Annotated in this window: 21 protein-coding genes; 13 read left to right on the top strand and 8 right to left on the bottom strand. The window is 60.6% G+C overall.

The window, feature by feature from the left end:
- The first annotated feature begins 179 nt into the window (after positions 1-179).
- From xseA to PPN31114_RS16520, 3 genes are all read left to right on the top strand, one after another.
- On the top strand, positions 180-1,553 hold the full coding sequence (gene xseA, locus PPN31114_RS16530; protein WP_150680616.1) for an exodeoxyribonuclease VII large subunit: 1,374 nt from the start codon (positions 180-182) through the stop codon (positions 1,551-1,553).
- Positions 1,554-1,756: 203 nt separating this feature from the next.
- Entirely contained in the window at positions 1,757-2,335 is a 579-nt protein-coding gene (gene sodB, locus PPN31114_RS16525) for a superoxide dismutase [Fe] (RefSeq protein ID WP_150680615.1), read from the top strand.
- 411 nt (positions 2,336-2,746) lie between these two features.
- On the top strand, positions 2,747-3,340 hold the full coding sequence (locus PPN31114_RS16520; RefSeq protein WP_174988147.1) for an HD-GYP domain-containing protein: 594 nt from the start codon (positions 2,747-2,749) through the stop codon (positions 3,338-3,340).
- A 60-nt stretch (positions 3,341-3,400) separates the two neighbouring features.
- Here PPN31114_RS16520 and PPN31114_RS16515 read toward each other — a convergent pair whose 3' ends face one another.
- The 4 genes from PPN31114_RS16515 to PPN31114_RS16500 form a co-directional block, all read right to left on the bottom strand.
- Positions 3,401-3,931: a DUF192 domain-containing protein gene (locus PPN31114_RS16515; RefSeq protein ID WP_370865890.1), complete on the bottom strand. Its 531-nt coding sequence runs from the start codon at positions 3,929-3,931 to the stop codon at positions 3,401-3,403.
- 87 nt (positions 3,932-4,018) lie between these two features.
- Positions 4,019-4,231, bottom strand: a complete 213-nt coding sequence (locus PPN31114_RS16510; RefSeq protein ID WP_058375815.1) for a hypothetical protein — start codon at positions 4,229-4,231, stop codon at positions 4,019-4,021.
- Positions 4,232-4,358: 127 nt separating this feature from the next.
- Entirely contained in the window at positions 4,359-4,604 is a 246-nt protein-coding gene (locus PPN31114_RS16505) for a hypothetical protein (protein WP_150680613.1), read from the bottom strand.
- 52 nt (positions 4,605-4,656) lie between these two features.
- A complete protein-coding gene (locus tag PPN31114_RS16500) occupies positions 4,657-5,247 on the bottom strand; it encodes a pseudouridine synthase (RefSeq protein ID WP_150680612.1) in 591 nt (196 codons plus the stop codon).
- A gap of 210 nt (positions 5,248-5,457) precedes the next feature.
- On the opposite strand from PPN31114_RS16500, the gene icd reads away from it, so the two are divergent.
- Complete coding sequence (gene icd, locus PPN31114_RS16495) at positions 5,458-6,711, top strand: NADP-dependent isocitrate dehydrogenase (RefSeq protein WP_150680611.1); 1,254 nt, start codon at positions 5,458-5,460, stop codon at positions 6,709-6,711.
- A gap of 782 nt (positions 6,712-7,493) precedes the next feature.
- Here the strand turns inward: icd and PPN31114_RS16490 are convergent.
- Positions 7,494-7,937 (bottom strand): hypothetical protein, encoded by a 444-nt coding sequence (locus PPN31114_RS16490; RefSeq protein WP_150680610.1) that lies wholly within the window; start codon positions 7,935-7,937, stop codon positions 7,494-7,496.
- A 161-nt stretch (positions 7,938-8,098) separates the two neighbouring features.
- Between PPN31114_RS16490 and PPN31114_RS16485 the strand changes: the two genes are divergently transcribed.
- Positions 8,099-8,458, top strand: a complete 360-nt coding sequence (locus tag PPN31114_RS16485) for a VOC family protein (RefSeq protein WP_150680609.1) — start codon at positions 8,099-8,101, stop codon at positions 8,456-8,458.
- Between the two features lie 81 nt (positions 8,459-8,539).
- Here PPN31114_RS16485 and PPN31114_RS16480 read toward each other — a convergent pair whose 3' ends face one another.
- Positions 8,540-9,463, bottom strand: coding sequence for a LysR family transcriptional regulator (locus PPN31114_RS16480; protein ID WP_150680608.1), 924 nt, complete (start codon positions 9,461-9,463; stop codon positions 8,540-8,542).
- 109 nt (positions 9,464-9,572) lie between these two features.
- Here PPN31114_RS16480 and PPN31114_RS16475 point away from each other — a divergent pair, with 109 nt between their 5' ends.
- Both PPN31114_RS16475 and PPN31114_RS16470 read left to right on the top strand, forming a co-directional pair.
- A complete protein-coding gene (locus tag PPN31114_RS16475; RefSeq protein WP_150680607.1) occupies positions 9,573-10,316 on the top strand; it encodes an SDR family oxidoreductase in 744 nt (247 codons plus the stop codon).
- Between the two features lie 124 nt (positions 10,317-10,440).
- Positions 10,441-11,556: a glycosyltransferase family protein gene (locus tag PPN31114_RS16470; RefSeq protein ID WP_150680606.1), complete on the top strand. Its 1,116-nt coding sequence runs from the start codon at positions 10,441-10,443 to the stop codon at positions 11,554-11,556.
- 102 nt (positions 11,557-11,658) lie between these two features.
- On the opposite strand, the gene PPN31114_RS16465 is transcribed toward PPN31114_RS16470, so the two are convergent.
- Positions 11,659-12,564, bottom strand: coding sequence for a LysR family transcriptional regulator (locus PPN31114_RS16465; RefSeq protein ID WP_150680605.1), 906 nt, complete (start codon positions 12,562-12,564; stop codon positions 11,659-11,661).
- 168 nt (positions 12,565-12,732) lie between these two features.
- Here PPN31114_RS16465 and PPN31114_RS16460 point away from each other — a divergent pair, with 168 nt between their 5' ends.
- From PPN31114_RS16460 to PPN31114_RS16445, 4 genes are all read left to right on the top strand, one after another.
- Complete coding sequence (locus PPN31114_RS16460; RefSeq protein WP_150680604.1) at positions 12,733-13,833, top strand: 2Fe-2S iron-sulfur cluster-binding protein; 1,101 nt, start codon at positions 12,733-12,735, stop codon at positions 13,831-13,833.
- 162 nt (positions 13,834-13,995) lie between these two features.
- Positions 13,996-15,219: an aromatic ring-hydroxylating dioxygenase subunit alpha gene (locus PPN31114_RS16455; protein WP_150681099.1), complete on the top strand. Its 1,224-nt coding sequence runs from the start codon at positions 13,996-13,998 to the stop codon at positions 15,217-15,219.
- A 14-nt stretch (positions 15,220-15,233) separates the two neighbouring features.
- Positions 15,234-15,707 (top strand): aromatic-ring-hydroxylating dioxygenase subunit beta, encoded by a 474-nt coding sequence (locus tag PPN31114_RS16450; protein ID WP_150680603.1) that lies wholly within the window; start codon positions 15,234-15,236, stop codon positions 15,705-15,707.
- A gap of 12 nt (positions 15,708-15,719) precedes the next feature.
- On the top strand, positions 15,720-16,034 hold the full coding sequence (locus tag PPN31114_RS16445) for a non-heme iron oxygenase ferredoxin subunit (protein ID WP_150680602.1): 315 nt from the start codon (positions 15,720-15,722) through the stop codon (positions 16,032-16,034).
- A gap of 601 nt (positions 16,035-16,635) precedes the next feature.
- Here the strand turns inward: PPN31114_RS16445 and PPN31114_RS16440 are convergent.
- Positions 16,636-16,842 carry a cold-shock protein gene (locus PPN31114_RS16440; RefSeq protein WP_150680601.1) on the bottom strand — a complete coding sequence of 69 codons (207 nt, stop codon included), beginning with the start codon at positions 16,840-16,842 and terminating at the stop codon, positions 16,636-16,638.
- Positions 16,843-17,285: 443 nt separating this feature from the next.
- Here PPN31114_RS16440 and clpS point away from each other — a divergent pair, with 443 nt between their 5' ends.
- A complete protein-coding gene (gene clpS / locus PPN31114_RS16435) occupies positions 17,286-17,600 on the top strand; it encodes an ATP-dependent Clp protease adapter ClpS (RefSeq protein ID WP_150680600.1) in 315 nt (104 codons plus the stop codon).
- Complete coding sequence (gene clpA, locus PPN31114_RS16430; protein WP_150680599.1) at positions 17,597-19,894, top strand: ATP-dependent Clp protease ATP-binding subunit ClpA; 2,298 nt, start codon at positions 17,597-17,599, stop codon at positions 19,892-19,894. The genes clpS and clpA overlap by 4 nt, the downstream gene beginning before the upstream one ends.
- The last annotated feature ends 10 nt before the right edge of the window (positions 19,895-19,904 follow it).

The raw sequence follows: 19,904 nt of genomic DNA, 5'->3' as shown, positions 1-19,904 counted from the left end.
CCAGGCCTCCATATATCCTGCGTTCTGTCACGAAAACGCCATGTGACACTGGTGCGACACCCGCCGTACAGCCCCGCCAATCAAGGCTTTCCCCGCCGGACGTAGGAAAAGTCAGGCGGCAGGGGTCGAAAACCCTTAAATTAACGGGCCTGTGGACAGCTTTTGACCTGCCGAATCGCATGAACCTTTCTTTTGACGACGCCCGGCCCAATCGTGGTGCGGATCGCGTGCTCAGTGTTTCGGATTTGAACAAGGCCGTTGCCGGGGTGCTGGAGCGGAGTTTCCCGCTCGCCTGGGTCAGCGGCGAGATCTCGAACTTCACGCGCGCAGCCAGTGGCCACTGGTATTTCTCGATCAAAGACGCCCAGGCGCAAATGCGCTGCGTGATGTTCCGTGGCCGCGCCCAGCACGCCGACTTTTCGCCGAAAGAAGGCGATCGCGTCGAAGTACGGGCGCTGCTCTCGATGTATGTGCCGCGTGGCGAAGTGCAACTGAACGTCGAGGCCATTCGCCGTGCGGGGCAGGGCAATCTTTACGAGGCGTTTCTGCGGCTCAAGGAGAAGCTGGCCGCCGCGGGATTGTTCGACGCCGAGCGCAAACGGCCGTTGCCGCGCTATGCCCGCCGTGTGGGTGTCGTGACTTCGTTGCAGGCGGCGGCGCTGCGCGACGTGCTGACGACGCTCGCTCGCCGCGCGCCGCACGTCTCGGTGGTGGTCTACCCGGCGCCGGTGCAGGGGGCCGACGCGGCAACGCGTCTGGCGGCGGCGCTCGACACCGCCAACGCGCGCCGCGAAGTCGACACGATTCTCTTGTGTCGCGGCGGCGGCTCGATTGAAGACCTCTGGGCGTTTAACGAAGAAGTGCTCGCCCATGCCATCGCCCGCAGTGAACTGCCGGTCGTCTCGGGGGTGGGTCACGAAACCGATTTCACGATTGCCGACTTCGTCGCCGACGTGCGGGCACCCACGCCCACGGCGGCGGCCGAGCTCATTAGTGCGGCGCGCGACGAGTGCCTGCGCGAGGTCGATCGCGAGCGTCAACGCCTGACGCGCGCCATGTGGCGCACGCTGGAGCAACGGGCTCAGCAACTCGACAGCCTGTCACGCGGACTGGTGTCGCCTCGCGAGCGTCTGGCGCGCCAACAAGGGGCGCTGGCCCATCTGTCGGACAGAATGCGGCACGCGCTGGAGCGCCCGCTCGCCCAGCGCCGCAGCCGTTTCGACATGCTGCGTCTGCGATTCGGGCGTGCGATACCCGATGTCGCGTCGCAACATGAACGGCTCGCACTGCTCTCACAGCGTTTGGATACGGCCATGTCGCGCCGCGCCGAGCGCTCGTCGCAGCGGCTCGCGGACGCCACCGCCCAGCTTGAACTCTTGAACCCGCGCCGCACGTTGCAACGCGGTTATGCCGCAGTGCTCGACGGGCGCGGTCAGCCGATTCGCGACCCTCGCAAGCTCCAGCGCGGGCAGCAGGTCACGATGCATCTGGCCGACGGCGCAGCCGACGTGGGCATTGGTGACGTTCAGGTCAGGCTAGACGATACTTTTTAGCCGCACCGGCCCGGCAGTGTTAGCGAAGTGCAGACAATGTGCGTGCATTCGCCGGGATTGGCACACAATCGTCACACGCGTGGCGCAAAGTGCGGTGAAACAAGTAACCGTCAGGTTTGCGGGGTTATTGCATCTGCCCTAGAATCGGTGGTTCCGGATAATGCAAAAATCGGGTTCCCCTCAGAGCACAAAGGACAATCGCCATGGAACACAAGCTCCCTGAACTGCCGTACGCCATCGATGCACTGGCGCCGACCATCTCCAAGGAAACGATGGAGTATCACTACGGCAAGCATCACCAAGCCTATGTGACGAACTTGAACAACCTGATCAAGGGCACCGAATTCGAAAACGCCAGCCTCGAAGACATCATCAAGAAGTCGTCGGGCGGTGTGTTCAACAACGCAGCACAAGTGTGGAACCACACGTTCTTCTGGAACACGCTGTCGCCGAAGGGCGGTGGTGCTCCGGCTGGCGATCTGGCCAAGGCTATCGACACCAAGTTCGGCTCGTTCGACGCCTTCAAGGAAACGTTCTCGAAGTCGGCCGTGGGTAACTTCGGTTCGGGCTGGACGTGGCTCGTGAAGAAGGCCGACGGTTCGGTCGATATCGTGAACACCAGCAACGCTGCCACGCCGCTGACCGGCACTGACAAGCCGCTGATCACCATCGACGTGTGGGAACACGCGTACTACATCGACTACCGCAATGCCCGTCCGAAGTTTGTCGAGGCATTCTGGAACCTGGTCAACTGGGACTTCGCAGCGAAGAACTTCGCGTAATCGAACACCCCGGACTTCACCGGCACCCGAGGTCAACCCGGGCGTCACGCGCCTGACCCGAGCGCGACGCCTCGCCGGTGAAACAAAAGCCCATCGCTTGCGATGGGCTTTTTGTTTTCAGCATCTACCGGTTCGCATGTAGGCGCAACGCGTTTGATCGGCATCAACGTTGATGCGCGCGAGCGTCGTTAGAGTAAGCACTTCAAGCGAATCGCAGTGCACGACAACGCTGCACGATGCTTCGCCTCAGCCTCTTTCCATGCGCTTTGGACACCCTTTGGACACCGTATGCCAGAACCTGCGCCAACGTGCGACGTCACTCCCGGGCCACAGGCTCGCACACACCGCGCGGCACACGACGCCCCGCAACACCCCTCACATCACCGTTACTGGCTAGCGGATACGCATCTCATGCACAGCCTGCCGCCCGCGGCATGGACGCTCTTCCGCCTGGCCGAGTGCAAGCGCGGCGGCACCGCGTCACACATGTGGCGAGTCGGGCGACTGGCTTGGCGTTTTGCGCAGACTTTGGAAATGCCGCCTATCGAAGCGCAGGCACTGGGGCTCGCCGCGGCATTGCATGACACGGGCAAGCTCTGTATCCCGAATTCGATTCTGGAGAAGCCCGGCAGGCTGACGCCGGATGAGATTCGCGTGATGCGGATGCATCCGCAATTAGGTGCCGATATATTGAGCGCGCTGGGTGGCGCCGCCTGCGATTTGGCCGCGAGCGTCGCGCGTACGCATCACGAGCGCTACGACGGCAGCGGATATCCTTTTGGTTTATCGGGCCATCGCATTCCGCTGGCCGGGCGCATTGTCGCGCTGGTCGATGTGTTCGACGCGTTGGCCAGCCATCGTCCGTATCGCGAGGCGCTCACACCTGCGCAAATCGTGAAGGCAATGCTTGCCGAGCGTGGACGCCATTTCGATCCGTGGCTGCTCGATCGGTTTCTTGAACGTGCGCTCGCGAGCGCACTGACCATTTCGAGCGGTGCACGATAGGGCGTGCACCGTGTTATGAGATGAACGTGGCGAATTAACGCTGTGAATTAGCGCTTTGAATTATCGCGGCAGCCCGGAAATCTTCGTGCCCGCCGTCAGGTTCTTGGTTTTGAACCAGCCTTGATTCATTTCCAGCGCGTAGCGGATGGGCTCTTTCGGGCAGTGGTTGTCATCCGTTTGCGGAGCCATATCTTCGATATTCACGATCGTGCCGTCATCCCGCAGGAACGCGATCGACAGCGGCAGATTCGTATTGCGCATCCAGAAGCAGTTCATGGCGCGCTGTTCGAACACGAAAAGCATGCCCGCATTGGGCGCCATCTTCGTGCGATACATCAGGCCTTGCTCGCGGTCAGCTTCATTGGCGGCGACTTCGGCCTTGATGAGGAACATGCCAGCGGAGAGCTGGACGGTCGGGAAATCACCCGGTTGTTTGATCTGTTGCGCGGCAGCAGTTGCCGGGGCGAGTGCCATGAAGGCGGCGGTAGTGGCGAACGTGGCGCTTGCGGCGAGCGCAGCCAGTTGACGCGAAATCCGGATCACGAACGACTCCTGGGAAGGTCTGGAAACGCCAGACGAATGGCGGACCATTGTAGCCGTCGGACGAAAAAAAAGCAGGTTGCATGAGCAACCTGCTTATTACCGTCAGTTGCGCAGTGAAGCTGCGCGACGCGGTACTTACTTGCTGGCGGCGGCCGGCGCTTCAGCAGCCGAAGCCTTCTTCGCCGACTTCTTATGCGTCGACTTCTTGTGCGTCGACTTCTTCTTTGCAGCCGGCTTAGCGGCGGCAGCCGGAGCAGCGTCAGCAGCCGGAGCGGCCGGAGCAGCAGCTTGAGCAAACACGCCAGTTGCGAACAGGCCAGCGACCAGGGCAGCGATCAGTTTTTTCATGAGATTCCTCGTTGAAGCTCGATGTTTGGGTGGTGAACTCGTTGACCCGCGAAGTGAGTCACCTCTAATAACGTCCGGTCAGGACATCGGTTGACAACTCACTCGCGGATTTTTACTAAGTGAAGTATTACGGCTTGTTACCAGTCGGCGGCTGCGTAGCCGGGCCCTTCTTGGCCGACTTCTTGTGGTGATGCTTCTTGTGCGACGACTTCTTGGCAGGCGCGGCCTTGTCGGCAGCTGCCGCCGCCGGAGCGGGTGCTGCTGCTGCGGGCGCCGCCGGCGCGACAGGCGCCGTGGCCGGCGCCGATTGTTGGGCCATCGCGGCGCCGGACACGATCATGCCGGCGGTCAGTGCGAGCAGCAGTTTGTTCATGACTTGGTTTCCTCGTTTCAGTTAGTGGTGCGTATGTTGCGCACCTGTTCCCTCAACGAGCCGGGCGACCGCTCCGTTGACTGGAAAGTGTAAGTATTTGTTGCGGCAGTTCGCACCACTGTCCGGGCGCGAGATTCAACGCAAAGATGTCGACCGGACCGATGGCGACGCGCACGAGGCGTAAGGTCGGCTTACCGACGGCGGCGGTCATGCGCCGGACCTGCCGGTTCTTGCCTTCGACTAGCCGGATCTCGAGCCAATGGGTGGGGATGCTCGCGCGATAGCGAATCGGCGGATCGCGAAGCCATAGCGATTCCGGCTCAGGAATTTCACGCGCTTCGCACGGCAAGGTCACGAAGTCGCCTAGATCGAGCCCCGCGCGCAAGCGCGCTACGGCCGACTCGTCGTAAGCGCCTTCGACCTGTGCCCAGTAGGTTTTGGGCAGTTTACGCTCGGGTTCGGCAATGCGCGCTTGTAGGCGGCCGTCGTCGGTGAGCAGCAGCAAACCTTCGCTATCGGCATCGAGGCGTCCAGCCGGATAGACGCCTGGACGCTGCACCCATTCGGCGAGCGTCGGGTGCGTCGGGTGCGGCGAGAACTGGCAGATCGTGCCGAAAGGCTTGTTGAGCGCGAGAAGTGTCATACCGGGAGAAGAAAATCGGAACCTCTGTTCAGGCCCGACATGTTAATGCATAATCCAAAAAATCAGTCTTATGTCTTATATAAGACTTGAGGTTTGCTGTACGCAGCGATAGGCGCGGTAACTACCGTTGTGACTACAATAGGCCGCTAAACCCGATGGCGATACCGCCGCCTGCGTGCGTTATCCGATCTATCCAATTGGAGTCCCACCATGTCGTATCAGCACATCAAGGTCCCGGCCGGCGAGAAGATCACCGTGAACAAGGACTTCTCGTTGAACGTTCCGGACATGCCGATCATTCCGTACATCGAAGGCGATGGCACGGGCGTGGACATCACGCCGGTGATGCTCAAGGTGGTCGATGCCGCAGTGGAGAAAGCCTACGGTGGCAAGCGCAAAATCAGTTGGATGGAAATCTACGCGGGTGAGAAGTCGACGCGTATCTATGGCCCCGATGTGTGGCTGCCGGACGAAACGCTCGATGCCGTTAAGGATTACGTCGTCTCGATCAAGGGGCCGCTGACGACGCCGGTGGGCGGTGGCATCCGCTCGCTGAATGTGGCGTTGCGCCAGCAGCTCGACCTCTATGTTTGTTTGCGTCCGGTGCAGTACTTCAAGGGGGTGCCGTCGCCGGTGCGTCAGCCGGAGAAAATCGATATGGTGATCTTCCGCGAGAACTCGGAAGACATCTATGCGGGCATCGAGTGGGAAGCCGAGTCCGAAGGGGCGAAGAAGCTGATCGCGTTTCTGCAAAACGAGATGGGTGTAAGTAAGATTCGCTTCCCGCAGACGTCGGGTATCGGCGTGAAGCCGGTATCGCGCGAAGGCACCGAGCGTCTTGTGCGCAAGGCGATTCAATACGCCATCGACAACAACCGCGATTCGGTGACGCTGGTGCACAAGGGCAACATCATGAAGTTCACCGAAGGCGCTTTTCGCGATTGGGGCTACGGACTCGCGAAGAAAGAGTTCGGTGCCACGGAAATCGACGGCGGTCCTTGGTGCAAGGTGAAGAATCCGAAGACGGGTAAAGACATCGTGATCAAGGATTCGATTGCGGACGCGTTCCTGCAACAGATTCTGCTGCGCCCCGCCGAGTATGACGTCATCGCGACACTCAACCTGAATGGCGACTACGTCTCGGATGCGCTTGCCGCGCAAGTGGGTGGCATCGGCATTGCACCGGGCGCGAACTTGTCGGACTCGGTGGCGATGTTCGAAGCTACGCACGGCACGGCGCCGAAGTACGCGGGCAAAGACTATGTGAATCCGGGCTCCGAGATCCTGTCGGCAGAGATGATGTTGCGTCATATGGGATGGACCGAGGCAGCAGACTTGATCATCGCGTCGATGGAGAAATCGATCCTCTCGAAGAAGGTCACGTACGATTTCGCACGTCTGATGGAAGGCGCTACGCAAGTCTCTTGTTCGGGCTTCGGCGACGTCATGATCGAGAATATGTAAGGCGTGATTAGACGGCGAAGGTCGCCGTCTCTGCGTTTCGAAACGACGGTGATCGCAACCCCGGTTGAGCCATGCTCGCCGGGGTTTTTTCATTCGTGGAAGCGGTACTCTCGTCGCGAAAGTGAACGGCCGCGATGCTAATGAGTGAGTGCGTGATCGTCTCGACGTTCTTGCCACATTGCAGCGAGCGCATAGCTGCCCGCAATGCACAGACTGATACGACTCGACTGTGCGAGGCCCTCGATGAAGGTTGAGGATGCTACGCACATCAGCAGTACGTACTGAGGAAACAGCGCGACGCCGAATGCGAAGTCACTGGCGCGTGTCGTGGCCGAGGAACGCTGGCTACGGCGCGTGATCCATGCGCGCCAAGCCACATACGCAACACCATGAAGCACGGCACAACAATCGATCCAGTTTCCGTCAATTTGAAAAGTCGGCAACATCGCTTGTCACCTTCGACAAAAGAGCCAGAGTGCCGAGATTGCTGCAAAGACTAGACCTACGACATCGCGTGCATCGTAGGCAAAGTCCATCCGGCCGACGGTAACACCGGTCAGCGACGAGCCGATAACCGCAAAACTCACCACGCAGCGAAGCTTCGCGCGTGTCTCAGGAGAAATTTTGATCATATAAACCTGCGCTTGAAAATCAAAAGCGACGAAAGAGAAACAGGGGGCGCAACAAATTCTATTTCGTCGCCATACGTCGAGCGCAAGCGTTTACCGGCCGTGTGGCCTGCAATTCCGACTAATCCTAAACGTTGAAATCGAGTGGCATCGCTATTGAATAACGATGGTCGTCGTCACGCGATGGTCGCCCGTGGCAGGCACGCGGCTCGTGAGTTCGCGAGGAAAACCCACGGTCCATGTTACGACGTCGGTGCCTGCGGTTTTGCCCGCTTGATACCAGACGATCATGCCGGGAAAGCGCATCGTTTCGCAGCGTTGCCCGACGGGCACCGTGTAGTCGATCCACTCCGCAGAGACTTCCCCGAGGGCAGGCGCGGAGTCGAGTTGGAAGGTGGGTTGTCCGAGCGATCGGCAAAGCACGCTGTAGTTGGGCTGCACCCAAAGCGCGACTTTCTCTCCGGCGGCAACGCTCACTTCATTGGCCGGTGGCGGGTAGCTTGCTTGGGCGATTGCGGCGGCGGCGAACACGACGCCGGACACGAAGAGGCTGAACCGGCTCGCAAACCGGGACGCGGCGTTGGCGGTATCCATCATCGGATCTCCCAGCCCCCGGGCGGCCGCCGCTGGGATGTTCTCGTATCCCGTCATCGCGTCGGCACGACGATTCCATTACAGTGCACACGAGTACGTATAGCAAGGTAGGTATCGCCCCCATCTCATGCCTCTCACCCACAGGATCCCAAAGGAGCCGACCCATGAAGGTCAACCGCATCGTCGCGAATCTCGCCGCGCCGTCGCCAGGCGCGATGCAAGCCGCACAGCATTTTTACGGTGAACTGCTTGGCCTCGATTTACTGATGAATCACGGCTGGATCGCCACGTACGGCAGCGCCGCGAAGATGACAGTGCAAATGAGTGTCGCCACCGAGGGCGGTGAGGGCACCCCCGTGCCGGATTTGTCGATCGAAGTCGACGATGTCGACGAGGCGCTCGCTGTTATGCGCGCCGCGGGCGTCGCCATCGTCTACGGCCCGGCCGACGAGCCATGGGGCGTGCGCCGCTTCTACGTGCGCGATCCGCTCGGCAGGTTGCTCAACATCCTTGCCCATCGATAACGGCCCGTCGCCCATTTCGCCGCCGTCACTGCCGTCATTGCCGTCACCGGCGTCACCGGCGTCACCGCGTCTTTGCTGACATTACCGTCCATCGAAATACGCTGCCAGTTTCTGCGTTTCGAAGGCCTGCACCACGTAGTCGACAAACACGCGCGTGCGCAGCGGCAACTGTTTTTTGTTCGAGTAATAGACGAACAGTCCGCCGTATTCTTCGCACCAGCCCGGCAGCAATCGCACCAATCGTCCGGCGTCGAGCAGCGGTGCGGCGTGTGGCATCGGCAGTAATGCGATGCCGTACCCCAGCGCCACCGCGTGCGCCATCGCCTCGGGGTCGTCGAAGATCATGCGCGTGCGCGCCTCCACGTTGACCCGCTCGCCGCGCGAATTGCGCAACTCCCACGCCCGAATCCGTCCTGACATTCCCGAGCGGCGCATCACGCCGTCAAACGACGCGAGATCCGACGGATGTTTCGGGGCCGCGCGCTCGGCCATATACGCCGGTGATGCGCAGATCACCGTGTACGTCGGCGCCAGACGCCGCGCAATCACGCCGGGCGTCAATTCGATGCCCCCGCCGATGGCGGCATCGAAGCCCTCGCTGACGACATCTACCGCGCGGTTATCGAAGCGCCAGTCGGGCACGATGTCCGGATAGCGCGCAAGAAAATCGCCGAGCAGCGGCACCAGATACTGACGCCCGAACGCATGCGCCACGCTCACCTTGAGCACGCCCGAAGGCGCGCTCTCGCGCTCGGCCGCCCGTGCGACGGCATCGGTGAGCGCCGCGAAGGGCCCATCGATCTCGCGCAGAAACGACTCGCCGCCCGCGCTCAACGTCAGGCTGCGCGTGCTGCGGTGAAACAGCCTCAGTCCGATTTGCGCCTCAAGTCGCGCCACGTTCTTGCTGACGGCGGCCGGGGTAATGCCAAGCCGCCGCGCGGCCGCCGAGAAGCTCCCGGTACGCGCACTGAGGACGAACGATTCGAGCAGGTTCAGCGCTTCCATGTGACACCTGTTCCGCTGAGTTGAAAGTGATGATCGGAATTATGGACTAGTTGGCAGGTAATCCGCCAACCATACTGGCTTCACTTTTTACCGACAACGGAGTGACATCATGGCAACGAAATTTCAAGGCAAAGCGGCATTTGTGACCGGTGGTTCGCGTGGCATCGGCGCGTCGATCGTGCAGCGATTGGCAGACGACGGCGCCGCCGTCGCTTTCACTTACAAGGGCTCGAAGGCGGAAGCCGAAGCCATCGCCGCGCGTATTCGCGCTGCCGGTGGCCGCGCACTGGCATTGCAGGCCGACGCCGCAGACGCATCGGCACTGGGCAACGCCATCGACGACGCCGCGCGCGAGTTCGGCAAGATCGACATTCTCGTGAACAACGCCGGTGTTTTCACCATGGCGAACGTCGCGGACATGGCGCTCGACGATTTCGACCGAATTCTCGACATCAACGTGCGCTCGGTCTTTGTCGCATCGCAGGCGGCGCTGGCGCATATGGGCAATGGCGGGCGCATCATCAACATCGGCTCGTGCAACGCCGATCGCATGCCGTTTGCGGGCGGGGCAGCCTACGCGATGAGCAAGTCGGCGCTTGTCGGACTGGTCAAGGGCATGGCACGTGACCTCGGCCCGCGCGGCATCACCGTGAACAACGTGCAACCGGGGCCGACGGCGACCGATATGAATCCGGAGACCGGTGATTTCGCGGGCGTTATGCACGGCCTGATGGCACTGGATCGTCACGCCCAACCGTCGGAAATCGCCGCCATGGTGGCATACGTCGCCAGCGACGAGGCAGGTTTCGTCACCGGCGCCAGCCTGACCATCGACGGCGGTTTCAACGCGTAAGACGGCGCGTAGACAGCGCGAAGCCCGCGTGACGAACGCGAAGTGTTACGGCCGTAATCGCGCGTAAGCTGCATCCCCCCGCCACGTAACCTCAGGGGCGAAGGCGGGGGGTAGACTGCGCAGCATGAAGGTCGTCCACATCTCGCATACGCCGGTGGCGGGCAGCCCGGGCAATATTGTCTCGGCGCTTAACCGGCTCACCGATATCGAAGCACGGCACATCGTCTTCGATGCGGCGGCGTATCAGACACGCACGTTCGCCGTCGATATCGACTGGAAACGCCAGCGCGATGTGGCGCTCGATGTCATTGCGGCCGCCGACGTCATCCATATCCATCAGATATTTCCGATGGATAAGACTTTCGGCGCCGACTTCCCTCAGTTGTTCACTCATAAGAAGCTGATTCGCCAGTTTCACTCGGCGCCGGAATTGTGGGCGCGAGAGGACATGGCCATGCGCGAGCAGATCGTCAACGATCCGATCCCGCAGTTGGTCATCGCGCAGGGGCCGGAGCGTTTCTATCCGTTTGCGCGTGTGGTGCCCAATATCGTGCCGCTCAACGACTCGCGCTATTTGCCGCAGCCGGAACTCGCGGGCGATACGGGGCGGCCTGTGGTTGTCTTCTCTCCCAGCGGACGCTCGTCGGGATGGCGCAAGCGCTGGGAAACCAAGGGAGCACCTCAGACGCTGCGACTCCTGCGGCGTCTCGAGCGGCGCGGTTTATGCGAAGTCCGGCTGATTACGGGCACGCCGCACGACGAGTGCCTGCGTCTAAAGCAAAGCGCTGCCATTGCGCTCGATGAGTGTGTGACCGGCAACTACCACCTCTCGGGGCTCGAAGCGCTCTCGCAGGGCAAGCCGACGCTCGGTCATCTCGATAATCGCGTACAAGCGCAACTTCGGCGGCTGACCGGCGCTTGGGAGTTGCCATGGGTCGATGTGCCGCTTGAAGCGGCCGAGGCGCCGCTCGTCGAGTTACTCACGAATGCCTCGCTGCGCACGCAGATCGGGGCCGCCTCGCGCCGCTGGATGGAGACCTATTATCAGGAAAGCGCGATGGTCGAGCATTACCGGCAGGCGTATCTCGACTTATTCAATGCGCCGCACCTGTTCACTGAGCGTCGTATCGACGACGCGTCGCAATGGCTCGCCGTCTCGCTGCCGAACATGCGATGGCGCGCGCGGCGCAATGCTAACGCGTTCTGGCGGGGGCTTTGGGAGACGTGGCACGGGCGGTGAGCCACGCTCGTGCACCGGCGGCTGACATCGCCGTTCTTTTTCGCTTACTCATTCCCTCAGTCATTTCCGCTGTCGTTCGCGCGGTCATTCCCGCCGTCATCGCTATTCCGAGAACAAATCGAACAGCAGCGTGCGCATCCACTGACTCGCGGGCTCTTGATGAAAGCGCGCGTGCCAGAACAGATTGATTTGGATATCAGGCACGTCGATCGGGTGATCGACATAGCGCAGGCCGAAGTGCTGCGCGCTGCGTTGCGCAAATTTCTCGGTGACCGTGGCGATCAGGTCGGTGGCGTGAAGAATGTCGGCCAACGCGACGAAGTGCGGCACGCGCAGGCGAATGTTGCGATGCACGTGCGCGCGCGTCATGAACTCATCCACTTGTCCGTGCCCGGTGCCAGCTGCGACGACGACCACCTGTTCGGCGCGTTCGAAGTCGTCTCGCGACACGCCGCCTGACTGGTCGAGCGGATGTCCGGGGCGGAACATGCAGACGTACTTCTGGCGAAACAGCCGCCGCTGAAAGAACCCCGACGTTAGATCCGGCAGGTGCCCGACGGCCAGATCGACTTGGCCGGCCGCCATTTCTTCCTGCAAATTGATAGCCGTGTTCCGCACCGTACTCACGGTAATGCCCGGCGCTTGCTCGCCCAGTGCATGCATCAGACGCGGCAGGAAATGCACTTCGCCGATGTCGGTCATCGCAATCTGAAACGCCTTTTGACTCGTCGCCGGGTCGAACGCCACCTGTCGATTGAACACGCCATGCAGCGCGTCGAGCGCCGCAGCCACCGGCTCCGCCAATTCGATGGCCATCGGCGTGGGCAGCATGCCGCGCGACGTGCGAACGAATAGCTCATCGTTGAACAACTTGCGTAGCCGCGCGAGCGCGTTACTAACCGCAGGTTGCGTAACGCCCAACGCCTCTGCCACGCGCGAAACGCGTCGCGCGTTGTACAGATGCTGGAAGACCACCAGCAGGTTCAGATCGACAGTATGTAAGTCCATCTCGGTGTTATCACCAAAATCTATGGGTCATATAAGCGAGATTCTATTGGTTTATATCGTCGCGTGCGCGATGCTTCGTTCAAACGGCGTCGACTGATCCTTTGAGGGTCACAAGCGAGCGCCACAAACGGTGCCCGGCGGGTGCCGACAGAACGGAGACAAACCCCCATGGAAGTCAGCGTGCAACCGCTCGGCGAGCGTTTTGCCGCCATCCCCGGCGACAACCTGCTCAAAGCGCTCACCGATCGCCAGATCCCCATTTCTTATAGTTGCCTGTCCGGGCGCTGCGGCACGTGCCGCTGCAAAGTCGTTTCGGGCGACGTGCAAGAGGCGGGCGGCTACGCATATCGCCATCACGCTGGTAACGACACCGCGGGCGAGACGGGAGCCGACGCCCGTTACGTGCTGGCGTGTCAGGCGACGGTCCACGGCGACTGCGAGATCGAGTTGCCCGAAGTCGACGAGGTCGTCGTGCATCCCGCGAAGATTCTTAAGGCGACCGTACTCGCCATCGAACCGCTCACGCACGACATCCAGCGATTGGTGCTTAAACCGGCAAAACCGCTGAGTTTTTCGCCGGGACAATACGCGACGCTGCAATTCACGCCCGATCACATTCGCCCGTATTCCATGGCCGGGATCGACGCCGACGGCACGCTGGAATTTCACATCCGACGCGTGCCGGGCGGTGCGGTGACAGGGTACGTTGCCGAGCAATTGAAGGTCGGGGACGCGGTTCGCGTATCCGGCCCGCTCGGTACGTCGTATCTGCGTACGCGGCACGAAGGACCGATGTTGTGCGTCGCAGGTGGCACCGGGCTGGCACCGGTGCTCTCCATCGTGCGCGGCGCTGTCGCGCGCGGCATGACCAATCCGATTGAAATTTACGTGGGCGCGCGTTCGCCGTCCGATGTGTATGGTCTTGAATGGCTACGCGAATTGGCGGCACGCCATGACGGCATCGTGCGACTGCATGTCGTGACGACGACCGGCGAGCCCGTGGTGTCCGAAGTCTTGGCGGATGTGTCCGATTCGTCCAACTCGTTCGATACGTCCGTAGTGCCGAGTGACAGCGGCCCATCGTACCGACTTGGCCACGTGACCGACGCTGTTGCTGCCGACTTCGCGAGTGCCGACGCACTGGCTGGCTGGCGCGCCTACCTGTGCGGCGCACCGCCGATGGTCGATGCCGCGACGGCCCTGCTGCGCGCGCGCGGCATCGACGCCGCTCATATCTATGCCGACGCCTTCTACGCCAACGCGGCCTAAATACTGCGCAGACCGCGCCGCTTGCGCTTCGCGAATTCCCCAAAGGAGACAACCGTGAGTACCACACCGCAGACCGGACTCGAGCCGGCAACGCCATGCACGTCCCAAGCGTCAGACAGGTCCGAAGCATTCGATAGGCACGACGCGTCGGACACGTCCGAAATCTGGCCTGCCGAGGGCACGAGCCGTATTCCCTTCCGCGTTTATACCGACGCCGATCTGTATCGCCGCGAGTTGGAGCAGTGCTTCTATCGTGGCCACTGGAACTATGTCGGACTGGAAGCTGAAGTACCGAATCCGGGTGACTTCAAGCGTACGGTCATCGGCGAGCGCTCGGTGATCGTCACACGCGATGCGAGTGGCGAGATCAATGTGGTCGAGAACGTTTGCGCGCACCGAGGCATGAAATTCTGTCGCGAGAAACGCGGTAACCGCACCGACTTTCATTGTCCGTATCACCAGTGGAATTACGACCTCAAGGGCAACCTTCAGGGGGTGCCGTTCCGGCGCGGGGTGAAGCAGGACGGCAAAGTCAACGGCGGTATGCCCAAGGACTTCAAGCCCGAAGATCACGGCCTGACGAAGCTCAAGGTGGCCACGCGCGGTGGCGTGATCTTCGCGTCGTTCGATCACGAAATCGAATCGCTCGAAGCGTTTCTCGGCCCCGAAATCTGCGCTTACTTCGACCGTTTGTTCGACGGTCGCAAGCTCAAGCTGCTCGGCTACAACAAGCAACGTATTCCGGGTAACTGGAAGTTGATGCAGGAGAACATCAAAGACCCCTACCACCCGGGGCTGCTGCATACGTGGTTCGTCACGTTCGGACTTTGGCGCGCGGACAACAAGTCGCGCTTGGTGATGGACGAGCACGGACGTCACGCCGCCATGATCTCGACGCGCGGGCAGGGCGGTGGCGGCGAAGTCACATCGGGGGTATCGAGTTTCAAAGAGACGATGTCGCTCAACGACATGCGCTTTCTCGACATCGTGCAGGAAGACTGGTGGAAAGGGCCGACGGCCGTGCTTATGACGCTTTTCCCGAGCGTCATCCTTCAACAACAGGTCAACTCGGTGTCGACACGGCATATCCAGCCGCGCGGCCACGATTCGTTCGACTTCGTGTGGACGCACTTTGGGTTCGAAGACGACACCGAAGAAATGACGCAGCGACGCTTGCGACAAGCCAACCTGTTCGGCCCGGCGGGGTTTGTTTCGGCCGACGACGGCGAAGCCATCGAGTGCTCGCAAGAAGGGTTCGAACAGAAGCCGTGGCACCGTGTACTCGCGGAGTTGGGCGGCACGGGCGTGGAGAACACCGACCACATGGTGACCGAGACGCTGATTCGCGGCATGTACGCGTATTGGCGACGGGTGATGGGCGTTTGAGGAGAAACGAAAACATGGTCGACTTTGCGACATTTCAAGCCGTTGTCGAGCTTAATGCCACCTATGCGGCGGCGCTCGACGCGCAGCAGTGGGACGCTTGGCCCGAGTTCTTCCTCGAGGACTGCATCTACCGCGTGCAGCCGCGCGAAAACCACGAAATGGGGCTGCCGCTGGCAACGCTGTCCTTCGAGAGCCGCGGCATGCTTCAAGACCGCATTTACGGCATTCGCGACACGCTCTTTCATGACCCGTACTACCAGCGCCATGTGATCGGCCTGCCGACGATCAAGGCGCTCGATGAGACGACGCTGCATGTGGAGTCGAACTACGCCGTCTTTCGGACCAAGCCGGACCAACTGACCGACATTCTCTCGGTCGGCCGGTATCTGGACATCGTCAAACGAACCAGCGACGGATGGAAGTTCGCGTCGCGGTTGTGCATTTTCGACAGCGAGATGATCCCCAACTCGCTGATTTACCCGATTTGAAGCGAGGACATCATGAGCGGTAACTGGATCGAGGTAGGCGCACGCGACATCATTCCCGAGGACGACGTGGTCGGTCTCGTCGTGGGCGGGCGTGAGCTCGCGCTTTACGGTGTGGACGGCGAGGTATTCGCGACCGACAACCTGTGCACGCATGGCAACGCGCGGTTATGCGACGGGTTTTTGGAGGGGCACGAGATTGAGTGCCCGCTACACCAGGGCAAATTCGACGTGCGCACGGGCGCCGCGATGTGCGCGCCCTTGACCGAGGGCGTGAAGGCTTACCCCATCCGCATCGAGGCCGGTACGGTCTACGTCGATTTGGGCTGAGGCCGCGGCCCGGCCCCGGGCCAATCTAGGGGAAATCGTCCAAACGGGCTGCCTGCGTGTCTGCGAGGCGGCCCGTCACGCTTGCACGACAGCATTTTCGGGGGGGAGGCGCCACCCCCGGGCAGACGGAAATGACAGGGCGGATCATATGATTCATCGTTTTATTGAATGATACATATGGGCCAGACTAGATACCCGCAACATTATCCCTTCCCGGGGGCCTGAAATCGTTAAAAAAGCTATTCCTTTCCAGCGCTTATTTTGGGTTTAGGGTTCACGTTGTCGGACAGCTGCCTGCGTAGGAATACTTAGTCTTTTCAGCTAATTGCGTAATTGATTTCCGCAACCCGCGACTCATCCGCGTTATTTTAATAACTGAGTGGAATATTGCTATGCGAATGGTTTTATCTGCGATTAAACGCGGATAAATTGTGCGGGATGAGAGATGCGGAGTGGAAAGTTGCGCTTTGCTTTTCATTCAAAACCGGATCCAAAAGTTTCGGAATGGATACGAAGCTGATTTGATGGGGTACAACTTTTTGTGCGGCGCAATAAAAAACCCGGCCGAAGCCGGGTTTCCGATGCGTTGAAGCGCAGCTTATCAGGTCGGGGCCTGAATGTTCGAAGCCTGCTTGCCCTTGGGGCCTTGCACCACTTCGAAGGAGACGCGCTGGCCTTCCTTCAGGGTCTTGAAGCCGTTCATCTGGATTGCCGAGAAGTGAGCGAACAGATCTTCGCCACCTTCATCCGGCGTGATGAAACCAAAACCCTTGGCATCGTTAAACCATTTGACCGTACCGGTTGCCATACAAACTTCCCCTAAACAATTACGACTACTACATATCACCGCAACAACGAGCACATCTGAAAAACCCGCCGACTAGGTGCGGCGGCTTCTTAGGCTCACCCAGGCATCTTTTCTTTTAAAACGCTTATAGAGGAAAAGCGCCACGACGATTGTTTTCGGTAAGTGCCAATAGTGTCAAGCCCTTTTTCGCCAATAGAACATGAGTTCGATCAGGTTTTACCCTTATATCTAGGAGGGCATAAGCAGTGCCGCGACACGCCCTTGAAATTTGGGTTAAGCTGACTCATATGGGTGTGGCACCCCCGGTGGTCGGGGCTGCGGCGCCTTGCTGGACAACGCACGCGGCGATTTGGCGAGTGTTGGCATTCCGGTGGACACCGGCGGCAGGCGGCAATAGGAGCTTCGATTGCTTCCTGCGCCCCGGAGTTGTTTAGAATCCACGTATGGCAACCTTACCGACAACGCATGACGACACCGTACAGGAGCGGCAAGAGCAACAGCTCAAGCCGCCTTCGATGTACACGGTGGTACTGTTGAACGACGATTTCACCCCGATGGAGTTCGTGGTGATGGTCATTCAGGAATATTTCAATAAGGACCGGGAATCTGCTACGCAGATCATGCTCAAGGTCCACCGAGAGGGCAGGGGAGTTTGTGGGGTCTTCACGCGCGACGTCGCGGCGACCAAAGTTGAGCAAGTAGTTAGCCATGCAAGGCAGTCCGGGCACCCGCTGCAGTGCGTGATGGAGGAAGCATGATTGCCCAGGAATTGGAAGTCAGCCTGCACATGGCGTTTATGGAAGCGCGCCAGGCCCGACATGAATTCATCACGGTCGAGCACCTGTTGCTCGCCCTCTTGGATAACCCCACCGCTGCTGAGGTGCTGCGTGCCTGCGCGGCGAATCTTGACGATTTGCGCCAGAACCTGCGCAACTTCATCGCGGACAACACGCCGACCGTGCCCGGGAGCGACGAAGTCGACACCCAGCCCACGCTCGGTTTTCAGCGTGTAATTCAGCGCGCCATCATGCACGTACAGTCGACTTCCAACGGTAAGAAGGAAGTGACCGGTGCCAACGTGCTCGTCGCCATCTTCGGCGAAAAAGACTCCCATGCCGTCTACTACCTGCAACAGCAGGGCGTGACGCGTCTGGACGTGGTCAACTTCATCTCGCACGGCATCACCAAGACCGGTGCGGCTGGCGAATCGGCCAAGGCCGGTGAAGGCAGCACCGAGGGTGAAGAAGGCGCAAACGCCAAAGAAAGCCCGCTGGCGCAGTACACGCAAAACCTGAATCAGCTCGCGCGCGACGGCAAGATCGATCCGCTGATCGGCCGCGAGTCGGAAGTCGAACGCGTGGTGCAGGTGCTGTGCCGCCGTCGTAAGAACAATCCGCTGCTCGTGGGTGAAGCCGGGGTGGGCAAGACGGCGATTGCCGAAGGCCTCGCCTGGCGCGTCACGCGCGGTGAAGTGCCCGAGATTCTGCAAGACGCCACGGTCTACTCGCTGGACATGGGCGCGCTGCTCGCCGGCACCAAGTATCGCGGCGACTTCGAGCAACGTCTGAAGGCTGTGCTCAAGGAGCTCAAAGAGCGCCCGGGCGCGATCCTGTTCATCGACGAAATTCACACGTTGATCGGTGCGGGTGCAGCCTCTGGCGGCACGCTCGATGCGTCGAACCTGCTCAAGCCGGCATTGTCGTCGGGGCAGCTCAAGTGCATCGGTGCCACCACGTTCACGGAATATCGCGGCATTTTCGAGAAAGATGCAGCGCTTTCGCGTCGCTTCCAGAAGATCGACGTGAACGAGCCGACCGTCGAGCAAACCGTGCAGATCCTGCGCGGGCTCAAGTCGCGCTTCGAAGAACACCATGGCGTGAAGTATTCGTCGAGCGCGCTGTCGGCGGCGGCCGAGTTGTCGGCTAAGTTCATCACTGACCGTCATCTGCCGGATAAGGCGATCGACGTGATCGATGAAGCGGGCGCCGCGCAACGCATCCTGCCGAAGTCGAAGCAGAAGAAGACCATCGGCAAGGGCGAGATCGAAGAGATCGTCTCGAAGATCGCGCGCATCCCGCCGCAAAGCGTGTCTGCCGATGACCGCGGCAAGCTCCAGACGCTCGATCGTGACCTGAAGAGCGTGGTGTTCGGGCAAGACCCGGCCATCGACGCGCTGTCAGCCGCGATCAAGATGTCGCGTGCCGGGCTGGGCAAGACGGACAAGCCGATTGGCGCGTTCCTGTTCTCGGGCCCGACCGGTGTTGGCAAGACCGAAGTTGCCAAGCAACTGGCGTTCACGCTCGGCATCGAGCTGATTCGTTTCGACATGTCGGAATACATGGAGCGCCACGCGGTCAGCCGTCTGATTGGCGCGCCGCCGGGCTACGTCGGTTTCGATCAGGGCGGTCTGCTCACCGAAGCGATTACGAAGAAGCCGCATTGCGTGCTGCTGCTCGATGAAATCGAAAAGGCGCACCCGGACATCTTCAACGTGCTGCTTCAGGTGATGGACCACGGCACGCTGACGGACAACAACGGACGCAAGGCCGACTTCCGCAACGTCATCATCATCATGACGACGAACGCGGGCGCCGAGACGATCAATCGTGCGAGCATCGGCTTCACGAACGAGCGTCAGGCCGGTGACGAAATGGCCGACATCAAGCGGATGTTCACGCCTGAGTTCCGTAACCGTCTGGATTCGATCATCAGCTTCAAGCCGCTCGACGAGCAGATCATCCTGCGCGTGGTCGACAAGTTCCTTATCCAGTTGGAAGATCAACTGCACGAGAAGAAGGTCGAGGTTGTCTTCACCGACAAGCTGCGTACGTATCTGTCGAAGAAGGGTTTCGATCCGCTGATGGGCGCGCGTCCGATGCAGCGTCTGATTCAGGACACGATTCGCCGCGCCTTGGCCGACGAACTGTTGTTCGGGCGTCTGACGACGGGCGGCCGTGTGACCGTCGATCTCGACGATCACGATCAGGTGCAACTGTCGTTCCCCGAGGACGGCAACGCCCGCTCGGAGCCGGAAGCCGCCGAAGTCGAGTAATCGATTCTTC

The organism is Pandoraea pneumonica (assembly GCF_902459645.1).
In the GTDB taxonomy this organism is placed as follows: domain Bacteria; phylum Pseudomonadota; class Gammaproteobacteria; order Burkholderiales; family Burkholderiaceae; genus Pandoraea; species Pandoraea pneumonica.
This window is presented reverse-complemented; position numbering and strand designations above follow the sequence as displayed.